14 protein-coding genes are annotated in these 25972 nt (G+C 40.7%); 4 read left to right on the plus strand and 10 right to left on the minus strand.

The window, feature by feature from the left end; all coding sequences use genetic code 11:
• Positions 1-163 precede the first annotated feature (163 nt).
• From PARA125_RS07235 to rsmH, 8 genes are all read right to left on the minus strand, one after another.
• A complete protein-coding gene (locus PARA125_RS07235) occupies positions 164-1087 on the minus strand; it encodes a bifunctional riboflavin kinase/FAD synthetase (protein WP_213158163.1) in 924 nt (307 codons plus the stop codon).
• Entirely contained in the window at positions 1084-1797 is a 714-nt protein-coding gene (gene truB, locus PARA125_RS07240; RefSeq protein ID WP_249274256.1) for a tRNA pseudouridine(55) synthase TruB, read from the minus strand. The genes PARA125_RS07235 and truB overlap by 4 nt, the downstream gene beginning before the upstream one ends.
• Positions 1778-2173: a 30S ribosome-binding factor RbfA gene (gene rbfA, locus PARA125_RS07245; protein WP_213158164.1), complete on the minus strand. Its 396-nt coding sequence runs from the start codon at positions 2171-2173 to the stop codon at positions 1778-1780. The genes truB and rbfA overlap by 20 nt, the downstream gene beginning before the upstream one ends.
• 4 nt (positions 2174-2177) lie before the next feature.
• Positions 2178-4943, minus strand: a complete 2766-nt coding sequence (infB, locus tag PARA125_RS07250) for a translation initiation factor IF-2 (protein WP_213158165.1) — start codon at positions 4941-4943, stop codon at positions 2178-2180.
• Between the two features lie 4 nt (positions 4944-4947).
• Positions 4948-6222, minus strand: a complete 1275-nt coding sequence (gene nusA / locus PARA125_RS07255) for a transcription termination factor NusA (RefSeq protein WP_213158166.1) — start codon at positions 6220-6222, stop codon at positions 4948-4950.
• A 302-nt stretch (positions 6223-6524) separates the two neighbouring features.
• Positions 6525-8300, minus strand: a complete 1776-nt coding sequence (rpsA, locus tag PARA125_RS07260; RefSeq protein ID WP_213158167.1) for a 30S ribosomal protein S1 — start codon at positions 8298-8300, stop codon at positions 6525-6527.
• A gap of 198 nt (positions 8301-8498) precedes the next feature.
• Positions 8499-8801 carry a hypothetical protein gene (locus tag PARA125_RS07265; protein ID WP_213158168.1) on the minus strand — a complete coding sequence of 101 codons (303 nt, stop codon included), beginning with the start codon at positions 8799-8801 and terminating at the stop codon, positions 8499-8501.
• Positions 8798-9730, minus strand: coding sequence for a 16S rRNA (cytosine(1402)-N(4))-methyltransferase RsmH (gene rsmH / locus PARA125_RS07270; RefSeq protein WP_213158169.1), 933 nt, complete (start codon positions 9728-9730; stop codon positions 8798-8800). The genes PARA125_RS07265 and rsmH overlap by 4 nt, the downstream gene beginning before the upstream one ends.
• A 363-nt stretch (positions 9731-10093) precedes the next feature.
• Between rsmH and PARA125_RS07275 the strand changes: the two genes are divergently transcribed.
• Together PARA125_RS07275 and PARA125_RS07280 are read left to right on the plus strand one after the other, a co-directional pair.
• Complete coding sequence (locus PARA125_RS07275) at positions 10094-10543, plus strand: DUF5399 domain-containing protein (RefSeq protein WP_213158170.1); 450 nt, start codon at positions 10094-10096, stop codon at positions 10541-10543.
• A gap of 3 nt (positions 10544-10546) precedes the next feature.
• Entirely contained in the window at positions 10547-10942 is a 396-nt protein-coding gene (locus tag PARA125_RS07280) for a tetratricopeptide repeat protein (protein WP_213158171.1), read from the plus strand.
• On the opposite strand, the gene PARA125_RS07285 is transcribed toward PARA125_RS07280, so the two are convergent.
• Positions 10939-12117: a DegT/DnrJ/EryC1/StrS family aminotransferase gene (locus PARA125_RS07285; protein ID WP_213158173.1), complete on the minus strand. Its 1179-nt coding sequence runs from the start codon at positions 12115-12117 to the stop codon at positions 10939-10941. The genes PARA125_RS07280 and PARA125_RS07285 overlap by 4 nt on opposite strands.
• A gap of 422 nt (positions 12118-12539) precedes the next feature.
• Positions 12540-21884 carry a DUF3638 domain-containing protein gene (locus PARA125_RS07290; protein WP_213158174.1) on the minus strand — a complete coding sequence of 3115 codons (9345 nt, stop codon included), beginning with the start codon at positions 21882-21884 and terminating at the stop codon, positions 12540-12542.
• 551 nt (positions 21885-22435) lie between these two features.
• On the opposite strand from PARA125_RS07290, the gene PARA125_RS07295 reads away from it, so the two are divergent.
• Positions 22436-24454, plus strand: coding sequence for a peptidoglycan D,D-transpeptidase FtsI family protein (locus tag PARA125_RS07295; RefSeq protein WP_249274257.1), 2019 nt, complete (start codon positions 22436-22438; stop codon positions 24452-24454).
• 25 nt (positions 24455-24479) lie between these two features.
• Positions 24480-25961 (plus strand): UDP-N-acetylmuramoyl-L-alanyl-D-glutamate--2,6-diaminopimelate ligase, encoded by a 1482-nt coding sequence (locus PARA125_RS07300; RefSeq protein WP_213158178.1) that lies wholly within the window; start codon positions 24480-24482, stop codon positions 25959-25961.
• The last annotated feature ends 11 nt before the right edge of the window (positions 25962-25972 follow it).

Consider the following 25972-nt stretch of genomic DNA (forward strand, 5'->3'; position numbering starts at 1 on the left):
GATACTCCTTGGGCGGTCAATTAGTTTTCAGTTGTGATAGGTGCTATGCAGCAAAGGAAATAGAATTTTGATGCGCAATTTATGAACATTCAAATGCTAGAAAAGGGAAGTAGATGTCAACAAGTTTGTTTATAACAAGAAAGTCTTGCCAGATAGCCTTTGATTAAGCCAAGTAGTGCCTTGCTTGAATCACATCTCGGGATATTTGAGCTTTTAAATGCTCGATAGAAGGAAATTTTTGTTCAGGTCGAATAAAGGAGTGAAACACAACTTCACAGAAAGTGTTGGGAAGATTATCTAAGGTTGCATCTAAAAGGTGCACCTCGAGAATAGGAACGCTCCCTTCCCGCATCGTTGGAGCAACTCCCAAATTTGCAATAGCAGGAAAATAAATTCCTTGGCGCCAAAGCTTTACTGCATACACACCATAGGGGGGAAGACACATTCCTGTTACATCAAAATTAGCGGTTGGAAATCCCAAGCGCCGTCCTTTACCCTGCCCAGACTTCACCCTCCCATAAAAAGAATAAGGCCTACCGAGTAATTGGCTGGCTTCTGGTAGTTTACCTTTTACAATCAGTTGGCGTATAGTGCTACTCGATATCTTAGTCGCTTCTATACGATATTCAGGAAGGTAGAGGAGAGAAAATTCAAGCTGATTTGCAATTGCCTTTAAGGTAGTCTGATCACCTTTTCTGTCTTTTCCTAAAAAAGCATCATGTCCCAGAATTAAATGGATAAAAGGAATATGTGCATGTAATTTTCTTAAAAAAATTTCTGCGGTTTGGTTAGCAAATTCTAAAGTAAAAGGAAGTAAAACTACCCAATCAATTTTTGCTTGCTCCAGCAGGCAAAGTTTGTGATCTAAAGTACATAACTGAGAAACCACATTTTGAGGATTAAGCACTGTGGAAGGATGGTTTTCAAAAGTTAAAACCGCTGTTTGGGCATGTTGAAGTTTTGCCACTTCCTTAAGAGCTTGTATCACTTTCTGATGGCCAAGATGCATCCCATCAAAATTGCCTATCGTTAAAATCACAGGCTGGGGCGTTCTTAGAAACTCCTGTAAGCGGTGAATGACTTTCATATGAGCAGGGGTTGAATATGCCGTTTAAGTTCTTCAAAAGTATAAGTAGAGGCTTTTAAGGGGACCCCATCTAAGCAATCTTTTAAATGAAAACGCCCACTTCGCACCCTTCTAAGTTGGGTAAGATGCGCCCCTATTCCTAATAACATCCCTAGATCATGGGCTAAGCTTCGAATGTAAGTCCCCTTACTGCAGGAAACAGACAAAGATAAATAAGGATAGGCATAATTTAACAAGCTTATTTGAACAGAAACTTTAACGGGCGGCCTTTCAATCGTTTTTCCTTGCCTTGCCAATTCGTAAAGTTTTTTTCCGTTTTGCTTTTTGGCTGAAAACATGGGAGGGATTTGCAGGATTTCTCCTTGAAAAGAAGCTAAAGCGGTCTGGATTTCTGCAAGTGACGGAATTCTTTCACTCTGCGATAAAATTTGCCCCTCGCAATCATAGGTATCTGTAGAAACGCCCAGGTACACCTCGGCTTCATATTCTTTATCTTGGCTTAAAAATTGATCGGATAGGCGGGTAAAATTTCTCCCTATCAACATGACCATCACCCCTGTTGCAAAAGGATCGAGGGTTCCCGCATGCCCAATTTTCTTTACTCCCAGCACTTTGCGAAGCCTAGCAACTAAATTAAAGGCTGTACATCCTCTTGGTTTATCAAGGAGAAGGATCCCTTCAACTTCTGGCTTATTTTGAGGAAGATTCATGATCATCGGGCTCTTCGGGTCTTGAGCTTTTTTCAATTTCGATTTCGCGAAGAAGAGTTTCGATGCGCATTTGACGGTCGACACTGTCATCCAAAACAAACGTTAGCTCAGGAAAGAAACGCATGACAACTTTTTGCGAGGCGTTTACAGCGATAAAGCCTGCTGCAGATCGCAAAGCTTGAAGGGTATCTTCTTTTTCTGTTCCAGTGCCCATTATACTCACATAGACTTTTGCATGGCGTAAATCTTTTGTGATATCCACGCGAGTGACGGTGGTCATTTCACTCACATAGGGATTGCGCACGTCTTTTTTGATTACCTCTGTAACCACTTCGCGCAATAAAGAGTTTAAGCGGTCAGTTCTCTGCTTTGACATAGAATTAAAGCTCTTGTGAAATATAAGTGACTTCAAAAGCTTCCAGCGTATCTCCAGCCTGAACGTCATTAAAATGATTTAAGAGAATTCCACATTCAAGTCCCTTTGCAACTTCGCGGACATCTTCTTTTACACGTTTTAAAGAAGCAATAGGCCCTTGCCATATCTTCTGCCCCTTTCGTTTAACGCGAATGCTATCATTTCGGCGGATAATGCCTTCAGTAACGTAACAGCCCGCAACAACCCCAACCTGTGAGGATTTAAAGATTGCTCTAACTTCCGCTTGGCCTTTATCTGTCTCCACTGGAATTTTATCCAATAAGGATGCCATTTGCTCTTTAATATCATCAATCGCGTGATAAATAATATCGTGTAAGCGTACTTGTACACCTAATTGTTTAACCAAAATGTCAGCGTGGCTTTCAATTTTTGTGTGGAAACCGAGAATTACAGCTTTAGAAGCCGCGGCTAATTGCACATCAGATTCAGCGATTTCTCCCACTCCCGATGAAATAATCACCAGCTCGGCTTTCGTCGATTTGATTTTCTCCAAGGCCACTTTCAAGGCTTCCAGAGATCCTTGTACGTCTGCCCTTAAAACAACGTGCAAGATTTTCTTCGCTGTTTCGGTGGCTTGTTGGAAAACGTTTTCTAAAGAAGCTTTTTTTGCCTTTTGTAGATTGACTTGACGAATTCCAAGCATGCGAGCTTCGGCAATGCTTCTAGCTTCTTTCTCATTGCTCACCACGATAAATTCTTGGCCTGCTTCTGGTAGGCCTGAAAGTCCTGTAATTTCTGCAGGGGTTGAGGGAGGCACTTCTGTCATCTCACAGCCAAATTCATCGTGAATGGTTTTAATTCTTCCCCACAATTGCTCAAAAACAAGAGCGTCCCCTTTACGCAGCGTTCCATTTTGCACTAAGATTGTCGCTTTAGAACCCATCCCTTTATGAAGCTCAGATTCTAACACAGTGCCTCTGGCTCTTGCTGAGGGATTGGCTTTTAATTCGAGAACTTCGGTTTGTAAGGCTAGCATCTCAAGAAGCGTTTTAATGCCTTCCCCTGTAGCTGCTGAGCAATTCACTGTGATGGTTTGACCACCCCAGGCTTCTGGTAAAAGTTCATGTTCAGCCAATTGTCGATAAACGTTTTCAGCATTAAAATTTGGCTTATCACATTTATTTAACGCCACAATGATTGTAACGTTTGCTTCTTTTGCATGTTGAATCGCTTCGACTGTTTGTTGACGAATGCCTTCATCTCCTGCTACTACTAAAACCACAATATCTGTTACGTCTGCACCCCGAGCTCGCATAGAAGAAAAAGCTTCGTGCCCTGGGGTGTCCAACACTGTTAAATCACCCACATCTGTGTGACAACGGAAGGCCCCAATATGCTGAGTAATGGCACCAGCTTCTCCAGCTGCGCGATTACTTTTACGGATGGCATCGATTAGGCTTGTTTTTCCATGGTCCACGTGGCCCATAAAAGCGACTACCGGAGGACGCGTCTTTAACAAAGAGGGAGCTGAGCCTTCAATTTCTTGTTTAATACTTTTATCTGTCACTCGGATTCTTTCCTCTTCCGATGTGTCAATCGTAATTTCACATCCGAATTCATTTCCTAAAAGTTGAACCAGCGTTTCATCTTCGAGAATATCGTTGATTGTCACTACGATACCTTGTAAGAAAATCTTGGCGATTAATTGAGAAGCTTTCAATTTCATCTCACTGGCTAAATCTTTCAACGAAATAGGTAAGCGCACAGAAAGAGAGGTGGGTCGCGTTACAGGCGCTTCTTCTTGTTGACGCACAGATTTGCCCCGTTTTCTTCTCCAGCTTTGGTCTTCATCCGTTTCTCGTAAACCTTGCCTATCACGAGAATCAAACGAACGCATCTGAGCAGGATGCCGTTTGACAGGTTTAACATCGCGAAAATCTTTAAACTTAGCCCCTTTCTTTTCCTCCTGAATCACTTCTTCCACTTTTTCTAATGGAGCAGCTTCCAAAGGCCTTTTTACTTTCGGTTTATGTTTTCCTTCTTGTGATAATGTATCTTCTTTCTCGGCTTCCTGAGGTAAAGACGTAGAAGGTTCAATTTTTTTAGGTTTTGCTATAGCCGGCTTTGGAGGAGGCAGCAAATCTTTAATATGTCGCCCAGTGGGTCCTAATTTTTCGCGCACAGGTGCTGGCCTTGGGGGAGGGGAAACTTCGACAGAAGCTGCTTTTCCAGGTTCTCGAGTAGGTTGAGAAACTTCCTTAGTTGTTTCCTGTTTCACAAAAACGGCGCTCTTTGTAGGCTCAGCTTCTTTAGGTTTCTTAGAAGGGTCAAGACCCACAACCTTTTCTTCTTTAGAGGATTCTTTAACACTTTCCGTTTGAATAATAGAAGCAACTGGCTCATCAATAACAGAAGGCTTTGCTATTTTCTCTTGGAAATTATCCCGATTGACTTCCCCTTCTGCCTGCTCAAAAGACTGCACTTCAACGCTTTCTATTGAGGAAACTAGATCTGTAGTTCCTTTTCCTTCGCTAGGTTCTGCAAAAACGGATTTGGAGCGGGCCCGAATACGTGGGGTTTCCTCTTTGGGACTTTTGGCTTCCCCTTCCGGTAAAGTTTTTTTGGAAAGCTTGCTTACCGACTTCGCTTCCAGCTGTTCTTGAGATTCAGATGCGCTTTTTTTTGATGCCAGCTTGCTTTTAACGGCTTCCAAATTTACCGCTTTTGCAATTTGGGTATTTTTAATTGTTAACTTAAGGTTTTTTGCCAAGGCCTTATGTCCTTTGTTTTCTTATTTGTTCTAATATCTTATCTGCCAGCTCAATGCTGATTCCAGGCACTGTAGCCAATTTCTCAGGAGCAGCAGTTAAAATCGCTCTTGGTGTGTTAAATCCTTCGGCGATTAGGTGCTCAAAAATGAGGGTATTCACACCTTCAAGGTTTTTTAAAGGTTGGTCTAGCCACGGTTCTTGTGCGGTCGCAAGCTCAGTACGCTCTACGGCCATCGCATGGTTGTATTCTGCCATACGTTGAACTTCTAATTCATACCCAATAAGCTGGCTATTTAAGCGCGCGTTCATTCCTTTTTTGCCAATCACCGCAGCAAAATCTGCATCATCCACCACAATGGAGATCGTTTTATCGTCTTCATTCACACTTACCTTGCGAATTTCAATGGGATCTAACGCATTTTGAAGCAATTCGATCGGATCATGAGAATAGGGAATAATGTCAATTTTTTCATTGTTTAATTCACGCACTACATTTTTTACCCGACTTCCGCGCATTCCGACGCAGGAGCCTACTGGATCGATTTTTGGGTCTGTAGATCTAACCGTCATTTTTGTCCGATACCCCGCTTCACGAACGATATGATCGATCACCACAATTCCCTCATGCAGTTCAGGAACTTCTTGCATCATAAGCTGCTTGACAAATTCGGGGTGGCTACGAGAAAGAACAACTTCTGCGCCCCCATTTTCTGTCTCATTTACTTCATAGAGAAGAGCTAAGACTTTTTCTCCCACGTGATATTTCTCAGTTTTTGGGTAATGTTTCGTGGGCATAATCGCTTCAACTTTTCCTAGGTCAATCACAATGTTCGATCCCCGCACAAAACGTTTGATTGTACCAGAAATGAGTTCATTCGTACGATGTCTATACTCTTCGTAAATCACATCCCGTTCTGCATTACGCAATTTCTGGGTAATAATTTGCCTTGCTTTTTGCGCCGCAATCCGCCCAAAATCTTTGGGAGTCGCAACAACATCAATAAATTGCCCTATTTCGCAATCTGGATCAATTTCACGGGCATCTTGCAAAGAAATTTCTTGAGCATCTACTTCCACTTCTTCCACAATCTCTTTTTCGCAGTAAACATCGATATTTCCTGTTTTGGGATTGATGGTAACTGTGACATTTGAGGCCCCACTAATACTTTTTTTAGCAGCAGCTCGCAAAGACTCCTCAATTGCAGCGATAACAATATTTCGCTTAATTCCTTTTTCACGCTCTAAATACTCAAAGATTGCAATTAGATCTTTGTTCATGTTTTTTTGCCTCTTCTCTCTGTGGCACACAACTCAGAATCTTTGTACCACTGATCCATTCTTGGTTAATTTTGTATCTATTGCTGATGCTTATTTCTATCCCAGCTTATGCTATTCCGGTCAAATAGCGGAAAAAATCTTTTGTATTTTTCGAATCTACTGCGGAGGCTGTGCATTGAGCTTGCTCTGAATTTTTCTTGTCTTGACTGCCACTTAGATCGTCTTTGAGATTCGACTAGGGTCTTTTTCAGGATATCCTTAGCGCCTCTTAAAGTTTTTAAGAGGCGCTTGCAGCGAATCATTTATGATTCTTCAGATTCATATGATTCAATATGTTCGCTTTGATCATCTTTGCGTTCTTCATCCGCGTCTTTTTTCTTGCGCTTAGATGGAGCCACTACAATGTCATCATGGTTACATTGATTTTGATCGATTAAATACTCTTTAATTGACAATGCAATTTTTTTGTATTCCGGGTCTAACTTAATGACCTTTGCAATCACCTCGTCTCCCTTTGCAACCACATCCTCAACTTTACCAAAGGCTTTATCCGATAGTTCTGTGACGTGAATAAGACCTTCAATCCCACTTTCTAGCTCAACAAATGCGCCGAAAGCGGTGATTTTGCTGACGATCCCTTTTACAAGAGTTCCGACAGGCATCGTTTTTTCAATGCTTTCCCACGGATTATCGCTTAACTGTTTTACGCCTAAGGTAATTTTTTTGCTATCTTTATCCACAGAAAGAATCACTGCGTCGACCACATCACCTTTTCGAAGCACTTCAGAAGGGTGGGAAACTTTTTTAATCCAACTCAAATCGGAAATATGAATAAGACCTTCAACGCCGGGTTCGAGCTCAACAAACGCCCCATAATTGGTTAAGCTTTTAATTTCAGCTTTGACATTTGTCCCCACTTGATATTTGTTTTGTACATCATCCCAGGGATTGTGTTCTGTCTGTTTAATTCCAAGAGAAATTTTTCCTTCTTCTTTTTGGACAGAAAGGACAATCGCTTCAACTTCGTCCCCTTTTTTCACTACATCGCTTGGATCTGTGACATTTTTCACCCATGACATTTCAGAAACGTGAATGAGTCCTTCAATGCCGGGTTCAATTTCGATAAACGCCCCATAGGGAAGCAAGTTAACAATTTTGCCTTTAACACGAGTTCCAGGAGGATATTTCTGTTCAATTTGATCCCATGGATTAGGCTCTTTCTGTTTTAGGCCTAAAGCAACCCGTCCTTTTTCTTTGTCAATGCTGAGAATTTTTACTTTTAGTTTATCGCCTAGTTGTACCATTTCAGAAGGATGCTTAATTCTCTTCCATGTCATGTCAGTGATATGCAATAATCCGTCGATTCCGTCTAAGTCTAGGAAGACTCCGAAATCTGTAATATTTTTAACTGTTCCTTCGCGGATATCACCTTCTTGAATTCTTTCAAGAACCTCTGCTTTCTTAGATACACGCTCTGCTTCCAATAATTCTCTGCGAGACACAACAACGTTCTTTCTTTCGATGTTGATCTTGAGAATTTTAAACTCATAAGTCTTGTCGATGTAGTCGTCTAGGTTTTTAATGCGTTTGTTGTCGATTTGCGAACCAGGCAGGAAGGCTTCCATTCCAATGTCAACCATTAAACCGCCTTTGACTTTACGCAAGACTTTGCCTTTAACAATCGACCCCTCTTCGCAATGTTGTAAGATGTATTCCCACTGACGAAGACGTTCCGCTTTCTCGCGAGAAAGCACGATTTGGCCATTATCATCTTCTGCCTGATCAAGTAAAACTTCTACTTCCCCATCTAACACGATTTGTGAAGGATCGGAGAATTCTTCCATAGGAACAAGCCCTTCAGACTTAAGACCCACATCAACAACCACATGATCTTTTGTGATCTCAACAATTCTTCCCTTCAGCACAGTACCAGGAATCATTGCGGTGGGCTCTTCGATGGATACATCTCCCCCTTTTTGGTCTAACATTGCTTTAAATGCTTGTGCGTCTTTTTCATCGAACATAACATCATCCACGATATTACTTTCTTCCCACGCACGTTTAAATTTATTACTCATTTATAAGGTTTCTCCTTCCTTTTTGACTAAAGGAATTATGCTATCAGATGGTTAAGAAAAAAAGCAACCGTAAAAGATCTCCAGATCCAATTAAAAAGGCGTAAGGAAAGGTAAGAAACAAAGAAAAAGCAAACGCACGTATTGATGGAATTATTTGACAAATTTACCTCATCCCTTAAATTTGGAATTAAAAGATGATCAATCTTGCAAGGGCTGAGGTTCTTCAAGGACAATTATATCATCTTTATAAGGATAATGTAAATGACCAAATTCAGGTTTTCTTTGAAGTTCCATCAAATGGATTGGACTTTCAAAGCGATCAATTTCATAACTAAGCCTAATATTTTCTTTTTCGATTCGCTCAACCTCCTTTTTAAGAGTGGGAATAGCAAGACGAATTTCGGTCAATTCATTTTGATGATCGATTAAACTATATAAGGTAAAAGCAGCACAAGAAATGCAAACGATAATTTGAACAAATAATAAATTTCGCTTGCTCATATTTTTTCCACTACCCGCAACTTAGCACTGCGGCTGCGGGGATTTATCTCCACTTCTTCTTCGCTAGCGATTAAGGGTTTTCGAGTTACAAGCCGTACCTCTGGCTCTTTATCCCGAAATACCCCTCCAATCCCTCTTGTTTCCCATTTGTCACTAGCCGCATGCCGAAAAAGATTTTTTACTATTCCGTCTTCTAAACTATGAAAGCTAATAACCCCTAAACGCCCCCCCCTTTTCAATCTCTTGATGGCGGCAGGAACCACTTTCTCGATCACCTCTAATTCCCTATTTACACAGATTCGCAAGGCTTGAAAAACCAAAGTGCAGGGGTGAATTTTCTTCGCCGGTTTCACATGTAAAACAGTCCGAAGCACTTCGACTAGTTGGAGAGTAGTTAAGATGGGCTTTTGCATCCTTGCTTTTACAATCGCACGCGCAGCCGCACGCCAATGCTTTTCCTCTCCATATTTTCGAATGATCCGCTCCAGCTCTTCTTGAGACCAGCTGTTGACAATAAGCGCAGCTGTGACAGGATTGCGGGGATCCATACGCATATCTAAAGGGCCATCTTTCAAAAAACTAAACCCCTTTTCTCCCCTATCCAACTGCATAGAAGACACCCCTAAATCAAGAAGAATTCCATCTACAGAGTCTACTTCTAATTGATCCAAAAATTTTTCCAAATCCTCAAAGTTACCTGAAATAAATGTGACTTTATCTTTCCACGAAATTAAATTTTCTGAAGCAATCACAAGTGCAAGAGGGTCTTGGTCGATGGCAATGAGCCGCTCAATTTCAGGGTGTAAAGCCAAAAGAGCAGCAGAATGTCCACCCGCACCGGCAGTCCCATCTACGAAAACACGTAAAGAGCAAGGGCTAAATAACTTAACCACCTCGTTTAATAAAACAGATTGATGAACTCTTGACATAACCTCTCAATTTAGATAGGGATAAGACCTAAAGCCTACCAGAGTCTTATCATTCATGCAATGAGATTGTAGGGGAGCTCCTTCCCTAAAAAAAAGAAGGCTTAGCACCTTTTTTTGCCATAGCGTCTTATTTTTGAAGCAAAGAAAAGTAGCTAGACAGCTTAATTTACAAGAAAATCGGGCCGTGATAAACTAAATATAAAGAGAATAAATGAGACGCTCACTTCTATTAAACTACACTCATTCAACGAGATGGATAATTGCCATGTTAGAAAGGTAATCGCGGCTTAAGGGGAAGGTTATTGATTTCAGCCTTTTTATAAAAAAATTGAACGATGTAGTAAGAGATAAATGAGGAGAGGTATGGCTACTATTGATCAACTAGACCTAAGCGTTTATAACTTGTACGCCATTCGTACCAAAATGTTGGAGCAAATTGACCAACAGTTAAGCCTTAAATCGGCTTCCTCCATTCCACCTCAAACCCAAATTGTTGACGTTTTCCCCAAGTTAACCGAAATAGACATTTTGTTAGGGATCGTTCCGCTTCACACCCCGTGGGCTTATTTTTATCCCCCTCAACGAATTCGCAATCTGAGACGCTCCCCTTTTGCCTTTTATCGGGTTGCTCCCTCGTTAGGCTCTTATGAAGCTCAAGAGGAATTAGAGGCAACCTTAGCTGCAATTCCTTGCAATACTCCCGAAGAAGAGCAAGAAAAAAAAGCCATTTCTAATTGTTTTAAACAAATCAACAAAATTAATGAATGGCTGGGATTCATCGTCGGCCGAATTGGACAATTCTTACAGGGGTAAGGGATGGCTAAAATAAATTGGGTAAAAACTTTGGGATGGACTGAAGAACAACTGGATGAGCTGCGGCTCACAGGTTATGCCTATTTAAGACAGGGGAAGTATGAAATTGCCCTTTCCTTTTATGAAGCCCTAGCGGCTTTAGCGCCCGAGAGCGCTTATGATCTTCAAACGTTAGGCGCGTTGTATTTGCAATTGAATAACCCCCTTAAAGCTTTAAAATGCTTTGACCAGGCGTTAAAAGTGGAGGCAGACCATGCACCCACTCTTTTAAACGTAGCCAAAGCCCTTTTTATGCTCGGGAAAAAAACGGAAGGTCTCAAATTGGCCCACCTTCTTCAAAATGAACCTAGTTTGGCCATTTCCAATACTGCCAAAGCTCTCATTTTAGCTTATAGCTAGGAAGCTCTTTTTAAAACTTTTTTTAGGCAAAAACAGACTTTTTGAACTTCTTCTTCTGACAAATCCACGTATAAAGGTAAAGAAAGCGCCTCAGAATAGTAGGCCTCCATTTCAGGAAAAAAGGGAGAAATATCCCCTAAAGAGGATTTATAAACCGGATGCCTATAAATAGGAATATAATGCACTTGAGTTCCAATTCCTTCCTCATACAGCTTTCGCATAACTTCCGTGCGGGTTTGTTTTATAGCTTTGAAATCGATTTGCACCACGAATAGGTGGTAAGCACTATAGGCATCGTGCTTAGGAGAAAAAAAGTTTAGATGGGGCGTATGCTTGAATAACTGCCGATAAAGGGCAACAAGTCTTTGCCGTTTTGAGATGAAAAAATCAAGACGTTTGAGCTGGCTAAGTCCTAGTGCCGCCTGTAATTCCGTCATATGAAAATTGCCTGTGATTTCTTCCACTTCATAATACCACGGCATTTTCTTCTGCATTTCTCCATTTTTTTCGATCCCATTATTTCTAAAACGGCGCAATCTCTCATCTAAGTCGGGATCATTTGTTAAAACCATTCCCCCTTCACCCGTCGTTAAATTTTTTGCGGGGTGAAAACTGAAAACAGTCATCGCACTCCACCTACAGCTCCCCACTTTTTCACCGCTCGGATAGCGGGAACCTAACGCATGCGCAGCGTCTTCAATGACTAAGACGTTTGGATTCCGTAGCATTTGATCCAATTTTTTCATGTCAACTGGAATGCCGGCAAAATGGACTGGAAGCACCACCGTTTTTCCCCTAGAAGCAGGTAAATTGGCATTGCACGCTAATTGCTCTATGTTTAAGTTTCCACTTTTCCGATCAATATCTACAAAAGTGGGGGTGGTTTTTCTTAAAGAAGCTACCCCTGTACTGATGACAAATGAATTAGGAGTAGTGATAAAACGATCTCCAGGCTGAATTTTTCCCACATGACAAGCAGCCATTAGCCCTGTTGAGGCGCTGTTAAAAGCAACGGCATATTTTGCTCCGCAATAATTTGCGATTGCTTGCTCAAAAGCTTGCACATAAGGCCCACGCGTTAAAAAACTGCCTGACATCGCTTTCATCACTTCTTCTCTGTCGGAATCGTCAATGGATTGACGCGCATATGGAATAAAATTTGGGGCTTCTAACACAACAATTTCCTCTCTCAGTAAGTACACATAAAGGATGAAGACTCGGTAGGAATCTGTCAAGAATTTAAAACATATTGCAGAGTTCCGGCTATTCCTATTTTCCTTCTGGTAGTTTTGAAGGGAATGTTTAAGTATCTTTTCTTGCTTTCAATTTTAAACCTTGGAAGAAAAAGTTCAGAAGAACAAGGGCCTCTCATGCAAAATATCTACACAGACAAGCCCTTGCAAACTCGTGAATCCCTCTAAAAGATAGGCTGCTCCTTAGTAAAAGCAAAGTGGGCGCGCATCTTGTGGCATGAAAGTAAGAAGCAAATCCCCTGGATTTGTTATCTACCATAGAGATAAGAGGTGGATGTTATCAAATGATAGCCTTCCCTTTTTAATCCAAGCATAAAAAACCTTTTTATCAATCCGCTAACAGTTCAAATAAAGCTATCCACCTCTCTATTCAATAAAGTATGAACAATACTCTGGTAAAAATGAGACTGCTTAGCATGATGCCAAATTAACGCCCTTTCAAAGAAAGCTCGCATTTTCTTCCTCGTTTTATCGTTAGATAATAAGCGCGCCAATACAGCTTCCTCTTTATCATTGAAATTCGAATCTGCATTGTAAAGTTTAGCCTTAACAATCAATTTTTGAAAATCTGGGTTATTTTTTAATTCTTGCTCATCAAAACCATTCTTCCCATTTTGGACAATCCCCATGTGCAAGTCATACAAACAAATTTTGCGCTTTCGCTTTTGAGCAACCTCAATTGGCGTTTTTTCTCTATCTTCAACTAGTTTCTTGCGCCAAAATACGCCATCTGTCGATTGGTCCCCCATAATCACCGAGAATTGCTTTTTGCCATTAGGAAACTCGTCCTCTACCACTAAAACCTCGTATAAAGGCTTCTGCTCTTTTCCCAACGGTTGGATGGGCAAGGTGGAGATTTTTTTAGGGCGTAAAGTCACAAAGTTATTCGTTAGGAGTAATTTTGCCTGGGGAGAATTCTTAAAAAAAGGATGAGCTGCGGAGATTTTCCGATCTGCAGCCTTTTGGATCACTGAATGCGCAGAAAATAATAAACACCCAGAACGCCAATAAACAATTCTTCCCATTAAATTTAAGCCCCTATCCACAAAGATTACCCCGGCAGTAAAGAGTAAGATGTACGGCAACACTATGCCACTGACAAAGCTACTGACAAACAGCAGATAGGGAGAGGGCTCCCGCCCACTTTTCGGAGATGGACCGGTGACTAAAGAAGTTATTAAACGGAAGGAGAATAGTAAGACTCTTCGGACAGCTGCCATGATCCGCAAGAGAAGAGTTGAGGAAGGCTTTATCCAGTTATCTTTGTAAAGACTTAAGGACTCCCTCCATTTGTCAGCTTTATGCAACTGCAAGCCGGAAGCATCCATGCTGAATGTTTCTAGGTTAACCTCTACCTGTTTTTCTACATTTTGCTGGATTTCTGCTTCTACGCCTATTTCCACAAAATGTTGTTTTTTTTGCGCAGATAGCTGGCTTTCTCTCTCTTTGATAGCAAGATCATAGGTTAGAAGCTGCTGATGAATGGCCTTTTTTTCAGACTTTCTTAAGCGCTTGAGCTTACCTAGCTGAATGAGTAGCTGATCCCGATAAAGAAGCAGCTCTTCTGCGTCTGTTCTATTTTTAAGAATTCCTCCATAAAGCTTAAAGGCATCCAATTCCACCTTTTCCACTAGAAAGGGGAAAAAATCTTTAAATAAGGCAATCGCGTCTTTTTCTGACTTGGCATGAATAAGCTTCCTCATTAATACCGCTCGAATATCATTGCGCATCTGCTGTTTAATAGAACGATAAAGGTCATCTGCCTCTTGTTCGGCTTGATTTTTTATCGCTAGGCTTAATAATTTTTCAAACGTAAATGTTTCTCCCGGTTTAGCCACTGCCTGGTAAATTTCTTGGGTTGTGACCCATTTCACCGTTTGCTCTTCTAAAAGCTCTCGTAGGCGCCCCGCACCTTGTAGGAGGTCATCTTTAGTTGTATGCTTTGAAAAAGTGGCAATCCCTTCCGCTTTGGAAAATTGTTTCACATCTGCGCCAAACATGTGCTTATGATCGCAAAAAGTAAAGCGTTGATGCGGCATAAGCTGACTTTGTTCCAAGGGAAGTATGCTATCCCTTCCTCTCTCTAAGATTTTTAGTTGGTCTTCATGAAAAAAAACGATGCCCCGAATTTCGGGATTATTTTTGTTAAAATGGCCAAGTAATTTTTTAGCAATTTCTAAATTTCCTCCGCCTGCATCACTTCCACCCCCTTTAAACAAGGCTCCGATGTCAATGAGCATGCGGAAATTTGTCTTTCCGGGAAGGATTTTCTCCAACATGCATTCTAATATTTCGGCTGAAGTTTGCCCTACTAAAGTATCCAAAGTGCTAGGATCTGCACATTTTCTTGAAAGAACGTCTAAAACTCGCTCATCACTCCCTAAGTCCTTTTCATAGCGGGTGGATAATCCATATATACTAGGATTTCCAGGTGTAGCAGACATGGCAATTAAGCTACCTACTTGAGATCTAAGGTTCTGAGAATCACTTCTCAACTTTAAGGCATATTTTTTAATAGAGGGAGAAACAAATAATTTCACATAATGGAAAATCACCTCATCGTTTTGATTAATTTCATTTTTCCATCCTTCCATATCTCCCTCTTCCAATAGAAACAAATCTTTTATTGCTGGGGGAAAATGTTTTTCAAAAAACCTATAGGATTCCGTTTTACTCACGTCTATTAACCGAATTTTGGATTCGGCAAGGGCAGAAAATTGCAACTGTTTAACCAATTTCCATAATTTTTCAGTAGATAGTCGCTGATTTAGATAAGTGAGATAGGTTTTATTTAAGATTTCATGAATATTGTCGTAATCTGCATTCTCGATTGGTGAATCGCTTGCCTCATAAGGCTTTGCATATTCAGAGCCATTTGCTAGGTGAGAAAGGCCGTAATGCACGTTGACAATTTTATTTGAAAGCATACTAGGCAGCAATGCTGTTAATTCCCCTTTTAATAAACCAATCTCCTGCTTTCTTGGATGGCTTAAAATCCATTGCGGAATAAGGGGCAATTTACCTAAAACGTACTCACCGAATTCGGCTTGCAAATGGGGAGCTATCTTTAGGTATTCTCCCATATGTTGGGCGATGCGCGGGGCAATTTCTTGCTTAATCATTTCTTCTGAAACAAGATATTGCAAATTCTTTTTAACATTCATCTTTTGAACAATCTCAGGCTCGCTGACTATAAAACGAAACAATTCTTCTAAAAGGAGAATATTTTTTAACGGCTCAGTTACAGGATCGCCAATAGTAAAATTCACCTCTTTTTTAGCAGAAAGAGTTACATGCTCTTCATCAAAATGCGCTTCAGAGGTTAAAAACGCTTTTAAAATATTTTGCAAGACAGAAATTTCCCCTTTAGCTGGATTAGTAGCTCTGAGGGAGGCTTGATAAAGCTTTTCCAAAAATTTTAATTCTGTGCATTGTAAACTTTCAGGGCGAGCATTCAATTGACTTTTTTCTAAACGAGCCTTGCCTAGCTCGCGTCTTGCGAAAATAAGATGATAAAGCTCTGTAGAAGCTGACCTTTCAAATTCGTAAGTATCTGATACTTGGTTAAATGTTTCTCCCACCTGCAATTTCATGTCATTTTTATTGACTGGATACAAAGCACTTGGCCACAAATTGAAAACCAAGCGAGACTGCTTATGCGAAAGCCATTCTAGCAAGGAGGCTAGCACTTTAGATTTCCCTGCGCCTGTACCTAGCTGCGTAATCAGCTGCCTAGGATATGGATGGCTTAAAATTTTTTCTAAAAAAGAGACCTGTTTTTTTCTTAACAGAACCTTGTTGCGGTGTTCAAAAAGAAGAAGGGTGCGTGCTAAGCAATTTTGGCTTGCCTCGGAATAGTGCCGTCTATTGGATAGCTCCTCCCCTATTTTTTGAATTAAGGGATTTTTTTCATCTGCATTCTCAGGCAGCTTTTGCAATAGCTTTACATAATTTAATGCTCTGAGAGCTTGCTCACTACGGGTGGAAACCACCAGATATTGAGTGACAAGTTTTTCAAAAACTCCAATCTGGCTACCAGATAAATGGGTTCTTTGTTTGTAGAACTCTAAATCTCCTTTTTCAAAAAGCTCTATAGCTTCTGATAAACTAAGAGCCGGGATAAGCTTACCGGCCTGCTTGAGCACATTTTCAAATTCAGCAGGCGTGTTCATTAAAGAAAGAATTTGCTTTTCAAGGATCGCTAAGTTTCCTTTAGATTTCTCAATGCCTGTTTTTAGCTCTTCTTGCAGCATGGAAAGATCTGCTGCCGACTGGAAGTGATAAAAATGGGATGTTTTTGGACCTAGTTCATAAAATTGCTTTATCCCTTTTTTTAATTGATTAAAATAGGCTTGAGATAAGGGATCGTTATCCTCAATTTCTGGTAACTCAATGGGAGTAGCAACCTGCTTGTCTTCAACCCCCATATACTTTTGTAAAAGTTGATCAAAAAAGAGATCATCTGTTCTATCCAAAAGCTCCAATTGGGCATGCAAGGAAAAAGGGATGTGTGCTTTCTTTTCCGCCTCATGGAGGATCTGAAATAGCAAATTTTCTGCAGCTGCTGAATCTGCTACTAAATCCCCATATAGATAAAATGCAGCTACTTTTTCGGAAGCTTGTTTAAAAAAACGGCCGACAAAAGAGGAAGTTCGAATATTTTTTAAAATGCGACTTCGAAATACTTTGTCTCTCATCTTCTGCCGCTGAACCACGCTTGAAATATGATTAATTTCCTGAATTTCTAAAAGAGAGGGGAATTTACGAGGATGCTTAAGAACTGCGTGTAAAATTAAAAGGGCTCCTATTTCAAATTGTCCCTTTTGCGGTATTTTCAAAGTCTCTATATAAAACCTTGAACCTTTAAAGAGCTCTAAAATTCGGCCAAGTGGCTCTTTTTCTTGTTTTGAGCCATGCCTCGCACAGCGGTAAAAAAGGCTAAAAAGTTTTCGAAATTCTTGGGCTTCCAGTCCCATCAAATAAGTGGGAAATTCCCTACTCTCTTCTGCAGTAAAAAGGTCAAAAAATCTCTCGGGACTTACGCACTCAGCAACCATTTCGTTCTCGCAAGAACTTGTATAAGACTTATAAGAGAGCTTTTTAATAGAGCTCTTTTGCTCGGATAAAATCTCCACCCGCTTTGCAATTTGGGGGGAGATAAGATGGAGCTTTTTTAAACAAAAAAAGCGCAAAAGGGATCTTTCTTCTTCCAGGGTTAATCTAGCGCGGGTTGTGTTGTGAATATTTTGAATATAGTCGACATATTTGCCAGCAACCCTTTCCCAACTATCCTTGCTCCAAACTTCTTCAGGATTTTGAGATTTTAAAGCAATATATTTAAGTTTATTTTCTTGGAATAACAAGAACGCTTTCAATCCAACTACGACTGCCGATGGATGTCCTGCCGCGAGAAATTGTGCAATGACCTCTGACACAATTTCTTGTTCATATTTTGTTAGGGCTCCTAAAGAATAAGATTTTTTTAGATAATAAAGCGCTTTTTTATAGCTTTTTTGGGTAAAAGATAAACAGACTAAATAGAGAGCATCTTCAACCGAGGTGGGTTTTAACCGTGGCTCCCCTTCTATTTCTTTATAATCGTAGATTAAGACTTTCGCAGTCTTTACTGGGCGAGGATGAAGCACTACATCGAAAGGAAACCCCATTCTTTCGTAAGCTTCGAAGAAGTTGTTCGGCATTAAGATTTTTTTTTGCCCAAAATTATTTTTTACTACTAAATATTTTGGCCAGCTCGCTCCAAATTCAATTTTTTGATCTTCCTCTAAATAATAACCGGGGACCTCGCGACAAAAAGCTTTTTGCTTTCCGTTCCCTTCCCTGACAACATCGAAATGCAAGCCTAAACGGGTCATTTCGATCTCTTTGACATAGGTAGGCTCTTGGATATCAGCCCAGCAAGCAATATACTTTTCATTCTCAAATTCTTTTAAAGGATCAAACCCCCTCTCATTCCAAGGATTCAACAAAATACGGGCAGGGGGTAACTGCATTTCATCTGTAATCGCTAATTGGTAAAAAGAGGAAGCTATAGGAGACAGCCCTCGGTTCGAAAATGAAGGGATTGGTAGTTTATAATAAATTTTAAAGTTTCTTTGATTTTCTGGGGGCGTACCTAGAGGCTGGATTAGATAGTGAGAGTTTTCAAACTCGTTACTGAACCAAATAATAGGATGGTTGTGGAAAAGATCATAAGAAATGGCATTTTTAATTGGGGGAGGCATTTCTGGAACTGCCATATAGGAAATTCCGCCTATTATCCGCTCAATAGATAAATTTCCCCCTTCATCCAGGCTGATTGTGGATTCTCCATTTTTGTCTACAACGATATACCGCCCTCCTCGAGCTATCTCTTGAATTTTAGGAATTTCGGGAAAAATTTTTGTAAATAAGGGCTCTTCCGCTATCTTTCTAGGGAGATGAGAAAGAACTTCTCCTGATTCATAAATATGGTGGGAAGCTAAATCAATCTCAAACTTGCCCGAGTTAAAATGAGGATAAATTCCTTTCCACCTTAACTCCGAGCTTGTGCCTTTGACAAGGTTTAGGATTGCGTTGAGAACAGCATTGCGAAAAGTCGTCTTAACATTTAACAGATTCTGAATTTTAGGCAAAATAGAGGCATAAAATTGTTTACTTTCGAAATAAACAGAAGCCGGCATTTTTTTTGAGATTAACGTAAAGGCCGCATAAATTTCAGCTCCAAAGTAATCTTGCGCAACCTCTAAAAGATTTTCTTCTTTTAAGGATGAGACATCGCTTCCTACATGCATATTTTTTAAAGTTTGACATACTGCATAAACTTCTTCCCCGTTTTTGCATTTTGGAAGGAGAGATACGATCGCTTTTTTACGATAATCTATGCGTGCTTTCTCTAACTCTTCTTGGATGCTGATAAATCTTTCCGGATGTTTTTTTTGAGAGAATTGAATATAGCGATTACAAATGTTTCCAAGCCGGCAAAAAAATAAAAAGGGGTCTTTTTTGCCGTAAGCTTGAAAGAAAGCTAAACGGGTGTTAATAAAGGCCAACAATTTGAGAGCAATTGTGGGTTCATTATAAAGCTGCATCAGCAATGCTCTTGGCCTCAAAAGGTGGCGTGTTAATTTTTCTTGCTCTATACCATCTTCTAGAAGCGCTTCCGGTCTTCCTTGGTAATAAGCGAGAATTCTAACCACTTCATCCTGTAAAACAGCGCTTGTAATATAAGCGTCTCTTATTTCTTCATCCGCCGTTTTTTGCATAAGCACGTTCTGTTTCAAGCCATAAAAGTGTGTTTTAAAATTATTTTTAACATCATGGTTTATTAGTGACAGCTGTGGCCAATAGATATCCTCTTCAACTCCTAAGGGCAGAGAGTTAAAAAATCGATAGCGGAAGAATAGTTCTAAAAGATAATCTTCCTCCTTTTGTAATGGCAAGAATAGAGGAATGCAAAGCCTGACAGTTAAATTCTCGGCAGCATTTTTTAAGGAGAAAGCCATGACATCTTTTGTGGTTAGAGGAGAGACGGTATCCATTTTAAAAACGACTTCTCCACGCATATTCATAGGGAATTGCAATAAACCAGTCGCAAAGTAAGAAAGCTGTCGAAGGTAAAGCACGCTTGCAGGGAGTAGCTTTCGGCCACCTGTTTGCTCTTCAAAAAACGCCGCAAGACGCTTCTCATAGGTATCTAGACCTCTTGCTTCCAATTCTTTAGAGACGCTGGAGGTATACATCCAATTCAAGTAATATTGTGTTTCTGGGTTTACCTCTCTTTTATCTATCGTTAGCTCCCCCCACCGCGAAGAAAGAGAAAAAATGGAATTCTTGTTAATCTTTTTCAACTTTTTTAGAGAAACAGTTTGCATAATATCTACATCTGAAGGAGCTAACGCTTGCAAAACTTCCTGTAATTTTTGCTGATCAGAGGGGTCTTCAAAGGTAAAATGAGGAGATTGAGCGAATGCGATGAAGGCCGAAGAATCTAAAGTATAGCCTTGTAAAAAATTATCTGGCTGCCTTCGAGCCAAATACTCTCCAATCACTAAGGAAATATGGCTCCCAATAATCATACGAGGCAGAAACAATTCGGACTCCAAACAGTATTTGGCTGAAATGCCGAAAAGCAACTCTAGACATTGGGTGATTTGACCCTCTGGAACTCCATTCCAAAAATTTCTGCCCTCGAGGTTATAGGGTAGAGGAAGGGCATACAAAAATCTAGACACCGATTCAACCACTTGATAGGGGTTTTTAGACGCTGAAGCAAACGCCTCAATCTCTTCTTTTCCTTTTATTAAAGCTTCTAAGACATTCTGAGGGGTAATATCCGCAATCTTTTCGAAAGGGATAGGTGGCAAGCTTACATCCCCGCCTCCTTCATAAAGAGAGCTGGATGGCACAAGTTTTCCACTCGCAGCCGGATGAGTGAAATTGGCCCTCACTAAAATTTGGGGTTCCGGTAAATCGTAAGAAAGTAATGCACTTGGCCTAAAAGAGAAATGCTGCCGCTTTTTTTCAGCAAGGCGCTGTTTGATATCCATTTGCGTATAGGCACAAGCTTCACATTCTGCCTCTGTTAAAAGATTGTCTGCCCGCATTTTTAAAGCATCACGAGCCAACTTACTGCTCACTTCTGAAATTAACTTGTGAGAAGTGCGAGTCCAAGGAGTTTGGGGGTCAAAAAAATACAGGCACGCATCTACAAGAGATTGTTTTCGATAAGCAAACTTGACTTTCCTATAGGCTTCCAATGCGCCCATTTTCTCCCGGTATGTTTTTGCACGATCCAAAAACTTAGAACGCAAAACTCCAAACAAGGCTTCCATTGTGCAAGAGCCAGAATGTTGAGGCTTGCGCATTAGCTCTGGAGTGTTGGAAATAGAAGAAGCGGTACGCTTTCCTTTTAAATAGGCTAACAGCCCTGCATAAATAGATTGAGCAGAAAAATTTAAGGAACGATCAAAGAAAGGAAGAGTTTGCAGCTCGATAAGGGCTTGGAAAAATTCATGCTGACAGATTTGTCTTGAATGGATTTTTTCAGCTTTTAACTTAACATCAGCCCTTCGAACCCCTCTTTCGATGATTCCCTCGTGATACTCGAGTCCCTTCCCTGTATTGTAAACGGCTAGGGAATAAGAGTTCTTATTTTTTTGGATAAGATAAAAAAGGGTATGCCCACCTTCGAGGCAATTGATCCACCCTCCCGGCAAAAGTAAATTTTCCCCCTCCTTCATGTGGGAGACATGCTGTACGAGCTCCTCTGCCAGTTTGGAAATTTTATCGGGAAACTTCTCCCTATCACTCAAAAGGTCCTGAATGCCCCGTGCCCAAGGAAGGCAGTTCTCAAATAACTCCAGATCTGCAAGGTTGCTTTTATTAAAACCTGCCCGCTTCATACAATCAATAAAACGAGTGAGCGTCGCTATGTTTGTCAGCCCTTCAAGAGAAGAATTTTTGATAAATGGATCGCCCGATTCGTTTGCAAACAATAAAATTTGAAAGGTATCCGATCGAGGAGCCCCAGCTGCTTTGGCTAGCCATGATAATTCCTCTATTTTTTCCTGCGAAAGCTGCTTCTCAATCAGGGGGGGATTTTGTTCTAATTCCTCTTTTAGCCGGGGAGAAAAAGAATTGGGAAAAAAGACAGACCCATTTGACGTAGAATTATAAATAGAAAAAACCATACACTCCCCCGCACTTAAAAAAGTAGGCTTTTTGCAGAAAATTTCAAAAAAACCCCTTTCTCTAACTAAAAATCAAGATAAATAACACCTGCTTATCCTTGAAAAGAGCGGATGAGAAAGAAGCTTCGGACGACGTATATGCAAAAGAATCCTTTCTCCCCTGCCCTCAATGAGCAATTGAGTTCCATTATACTTGAAAATTGTGATGCATGCAATGTACAATCGGTCTAATATAGAGCGAGGGAATCCTTAGCCTCATAGCTGAAACCTTGGCATAACCAAAAATTAATTTTTATCCCCTGCTCGCCGAAAGGCAAAAATTAAGCTGCATTCCGCATCTGGGCAATTTAACATACGTCCTAAAAATTGAGAGATAGATTAGTCGAAGATGCCCAAAGGGCGTAAAACAAGGCAATAGTATAGAATTTTAGGGAGTGACAAAAGAGGAAGCTAGAGGATTTCATGACGTTTCCTTCCCGCGAGAATGGAATTTTCATCTTTAGAAATTCTCTTTCTCAAATGAAATTTTACATAAACCCATGAAAAATCTGATGCCTCCGAAAATTTCTTTAGCTGATCGCAAGCGACTGGTTGTCTTAGCCGTTTTTATCTTCAGCTTGCTAGCTTTGTTAATTGTGCAATTTTATAATATTCAAATTATCCAAGGAGAAAAATGGGCACAAGTAGCTAAAAAACAACATTTTTTTACCATTGATGAACCCTTTGTTCGGGGAAGCTTTATCTCCAATACTTTCCTAGAGCGTGGACATGCTGAGCCTGCCCAGAAATTTGTGGTCGATATTCAAAAATTTCATCTCCATATTGATCCTGTTTCTATCCCTGAACCGCACCGCGATCCAATTGCGCAGTACTTGCTTGAAAATTTAACCCTTCCTCCTACAGAAAAAGCTGCTTTGCGCAGCCAGCTTGACGTTAAAAGCCGAAATCGTAAATTAGCCATGTGGTTAGACTCTAAGGTGCAAGAACAGCTATCAAAATGGTGGCTCAGCTATGCCAAACAACATAAAATTGCTCGCAATGCGCTTTTTTTCATCTCCGATTACCAGCGATCTTATCCTTTTGGAAAGCTTCTTGGGCAAGTTTTACATACTATTCAAAACCAAAAAGATGAAGCCACCAAACAAGCCCTCCCTACAGGAGGATTAGAGCTTAAATTTAATCCATTTTTACAAGGAAAGCAGGGGAAAAGGCTTCTCATGCGCTCCCCCAGACATTCTTTCGAAACCGGTGAAATCATTACCCCTCCAGAAAATGGAGCCGATGTTTATTTAACCATTAATCATTGCCTTCAAGCGATCGCGGAAGAAGAACTGGCAAAAGGGGTAAAAAAATGTAAGGGCAAAGCGGGCTGGGCTGTGATTATGGAGCCTCGCACCGGGGAAATTCTGGCTTTAGCTCAATACCCTTTCTTCTATCCACCTGATTATCAGAAATACTTTAATGATCCAACCCTGACTGAGCACACTAAAATCAAAGCAGTCACCGACGCCAACGAACCGGGTTCTGTCATAAAACCTTTTACCCTTGCCACAGCCTTAATAGCAAATGAGCAGATGAGTGAAAGGGGATTACCTCCTATTTTTGACCCAGAAGAAATGATCCCTACCGCCAAGGGACATTTTCCTGGCAGGTCTAAAGATTTAAAAGATTTAAGCTTTCATCAATATCTCAACATGTATATGGCGTTGCAAAAATCTACCAATATTTACATGGCCCGCATTATTGAACGGGTCATCAATCGGCTCGGGAATGAATGGTACCGAAATGTCTTATCGGAAACTTTTAAATTTGGCCAAAAAACAAACATCGAATTGCCTTCTGAAAGTCCTGGCTTACTGCCTAGAATAGGGAAAAAACATCCAAATGGAGCTTTAGAATGGTCTACACCTACCCCTTTTTCTTTGGCAATTGGGCATAATATCCAACTGAATAGCATCCAAATTGCGCGTGCTTATGCTATGCTTGCAAACGGCGGCTATCTCGTCGAACCCACTTTGATTAGAAAGATTGTGAAAAAAAACGCGGACGGTACAGAAACCCTAGTTCTGGATCATACGAATCCCGCCAGGTTGCATAAATTTCCGCAAGTCCTATCAAAACCGATTGTCAATGAAGTAGTGAAAGCCATGAAATATGTCACTAAACCGGGAGGGTCGGGACAAAAAGGAGATATCTGGGGTTATACGGAAGTAGGCAAAACAAGTACAGCCGAGAAAGTGGTAAATGGAGTATATTCAAAAACTCAAAACATTGCTACATTTGTAGGATTTACCCCGATTGATAAGCCCGCTTTTGTGCTGCTTGTGACGATTGAAGAGCCCGAATGCTGCTATATCCCTGGAATTGGCAAGAATTCTCGCGGAGGTGTTGCAACAGCCCCCGTCTTTAGAGAGATCGCGATGAAGTCCTTAGAATATTTAGGCATTAAGCCCGATGACCCTTTTGGATACCCGCTGGGAGACCCTAGACGCGATAGTGAAAAAGCTCACTGGATGCAAGAAACACGAAAGTTGCAAGAAATGTATGAAAAGTGGAATAACAAGGCATAAAAATCAAAAATGTGTGCAAGTTTCTATGAAATTAAAAAAACTCCTTAAAGGCATTCCCGTTTTGCAAGTTAAAGGCTCCAAAGAGATTGAAATTTCTGGCGTATGTGCTAATTCGCAATTAATCGCCCCGGGGAATCTATTTATCGCCAAGAAAGGATTAAAATTTGATGGTAACTTGTATATCCCTGAAGCCATTAACCACGGAGCAATTGCTATTGTCACAGATATTTACGATCCCACTTTGAAAGAAGTCACGCAGATCATTTGCAAGGATGTAGCAGAAGTTGAAGGGCAATTTTCGGCCAATTTTTACCAAATGCCCTCGCAAGACTTGTTCACTGTGGGAATTACAGGCACTAATGGGAAAACAACCACTTCGTTTTTGGTTAAACATTTGTTGGAGCAACTTAATATACCCTGTGGTTTAATCGGCACCATTGAGTATATTTTGGGAAGATATCGCTACAAAGCCTCTCACACCACTCCTGATGTTCATTCAAACCACCGCATGCTACGGGAAATGGTGCACCAAGGCTGCCAAGCTGCTGTGATGGAGGTTACTTCTCATGCGCTTGACCAAAAAAGGGTGGAATACATCGATTTCGATACCGCCATTTATACCAATTTGACTCAAGATCATTTAGATTACCATTACACCATGGAAAGGTACGCCGACACAAAACGTAAGCTCTTTCTGCAATTAGATCAAATTCCCTCAAAAAAAAATAAAAAAATTATCGCCAACCAGGATTGCCCTTGGGTTAAAACAATTCTAAAAGACATAAAAACCCCCATCTTTACTTTTGGAATTAATCACCCAGCAGATTTGCGTGCCTATCCCACCTCTTTTAAGCCTCATGGAACTTACCTGGAATTAGGCTACCAAGGGTGCAACTATCCAGCCTTTTTCCCCCTCATTGGACGATTCAATATTTACAATTGCTTGGCAGCTATAGCTGTTGGACTAACTCGCCATGTCCCCCTCGAAAAATTAATTGAGCTAGCTCAAACCTTTCCACCCCCTCCAGGAAGATTAGAACCGGTTACTAACGAAATAGGTTTAAATCTTTTCGTCGATTTTGCCCATACAGAAGATGCGTTGTATAATGCCTTAGAATGTTTAACAGAATTAAAAAAAGGGAAAATCATCACCGTGTTTGGATGTGGCGGCGATCGGGATAAATCCAAAAGAGCCAAGATGGCTAAAGCAAGCGCCACTTTTTCCGATTTAACCATTGTCACTTCCGATAACCCACGCTCAGAAGAACCGTTAAAAATTATTCAAGACATTGTGCAAGGCTTTCAAGCGCCCGCCCATTATCTGGTGCAACCCGATCGGTATTCTGCTATTGCACTTGCCATCGAAAAAGCTCATCCAGGCGATATTATTTTAATTGCAGGCAAAGGGCATGAAAATACCCAAATTTTTGCTCATCAGACCGTAGAATTTGATGATCGAAAAGTTGCTAAAGAAATTTGTACTAAAATGTCTCTTAACACCCCCTAATCCCTCAACAA

This window comes from Parachlamydia sp. AcF125 (assembly GCF_018342475.1).
Lineage (GTDB): Bacteria > Chlamydiota > Chlamydiia > Chlamydiales > Parachlamydiaceae > Parachlamydia.

Excerpts from the sequence above, each read along its gene's own strand:
- PARA125_RS07265 (WP_213158168.1), bottom strand. The coding sequence starts at position 8,801 with ATGAGCAAGCGAAATTTATTATTTGTTCAAATTATCGTTTGCATTTCT.
- PARA125_RS07275 (WP_213158170.1), top strand. The coding sequence starts at position 10,094 with ATGGCTACTATTGATCAACTAGACCTAAGCGTTTATAACTTGTACGCC.
- PARA125_RS07295 (WP_249274257.1), top strand. The coding sequence starts at position 22,436 with ATGCCTCCGAAAATTTCTTTAGCTGATCGCAAGCGACTGGTTGTCTTA.
- PARA125_RS07300 (WP_213158178.1), top strand. The coding sequence starts at position 24,480 with ATGAAATTAAAAAAACTCCTTAAAGGCATTCCCGTTTTGCAAGTTAAA.
- nusA (WP_213158166.1), bottom strand. The coding sequence starts at position 6,222 with ATGAACAAAGATCTAATTGCAATCTTTGAGTATTTAGAGCGTGAAAAA.
- truB (WP_249274256.1), bottom strand. The coding sequence starts at position 1,797 with ATGAATCTTCCTCAAAATAAGCCAGAAGTTGAAGGGATCCTTCTCCTT.
- PARA125_RS07290 (WP_213158174.1), bottom strand. The coding sequence starts at position 21,884 with ATGGTTTTTTCTATTTATAATTCTACGTCAAATGGGTCTGTCTTTTTT.
- PARA125_RS07235 (WP_213158163.1), bottom strand. The coding sequence starts at position 1,087 with ATGAAAGTCATTCACCGCTTACAGGAGTTTCTAAGAACGCCCCAGCCT.
- PARA125_RS07280 (WP_213158171.1), top strand. The coding sequence starts at position 10,547 with ATGGCTAAAATAAATTGGGTAAAAACTTTGGGATGGACTGAAGAACAA.
- rpsA (WP_213158167.1), bottom strand. The coding sequence starts at position 8,300 with ATGAGTAATAAATTTAAACGTGCGTGGGAAGAAAGTAATATCGTGGAT.
- rbfA (WP_213158164.1), bottom strand. The coding sequence starts at position 2,173 with ATGTCAAAGCAGAGAACTGACCGCTTAAACTCTTTATTGCGCGAAGTG.
- rsmH (WP_213158169.1), bottom strand. The coding sequence starts at position 9,730 with ATGTCAAGAGTTCATCAATCTGTTTTATTAAACGAGGTGGTTAAGTTA.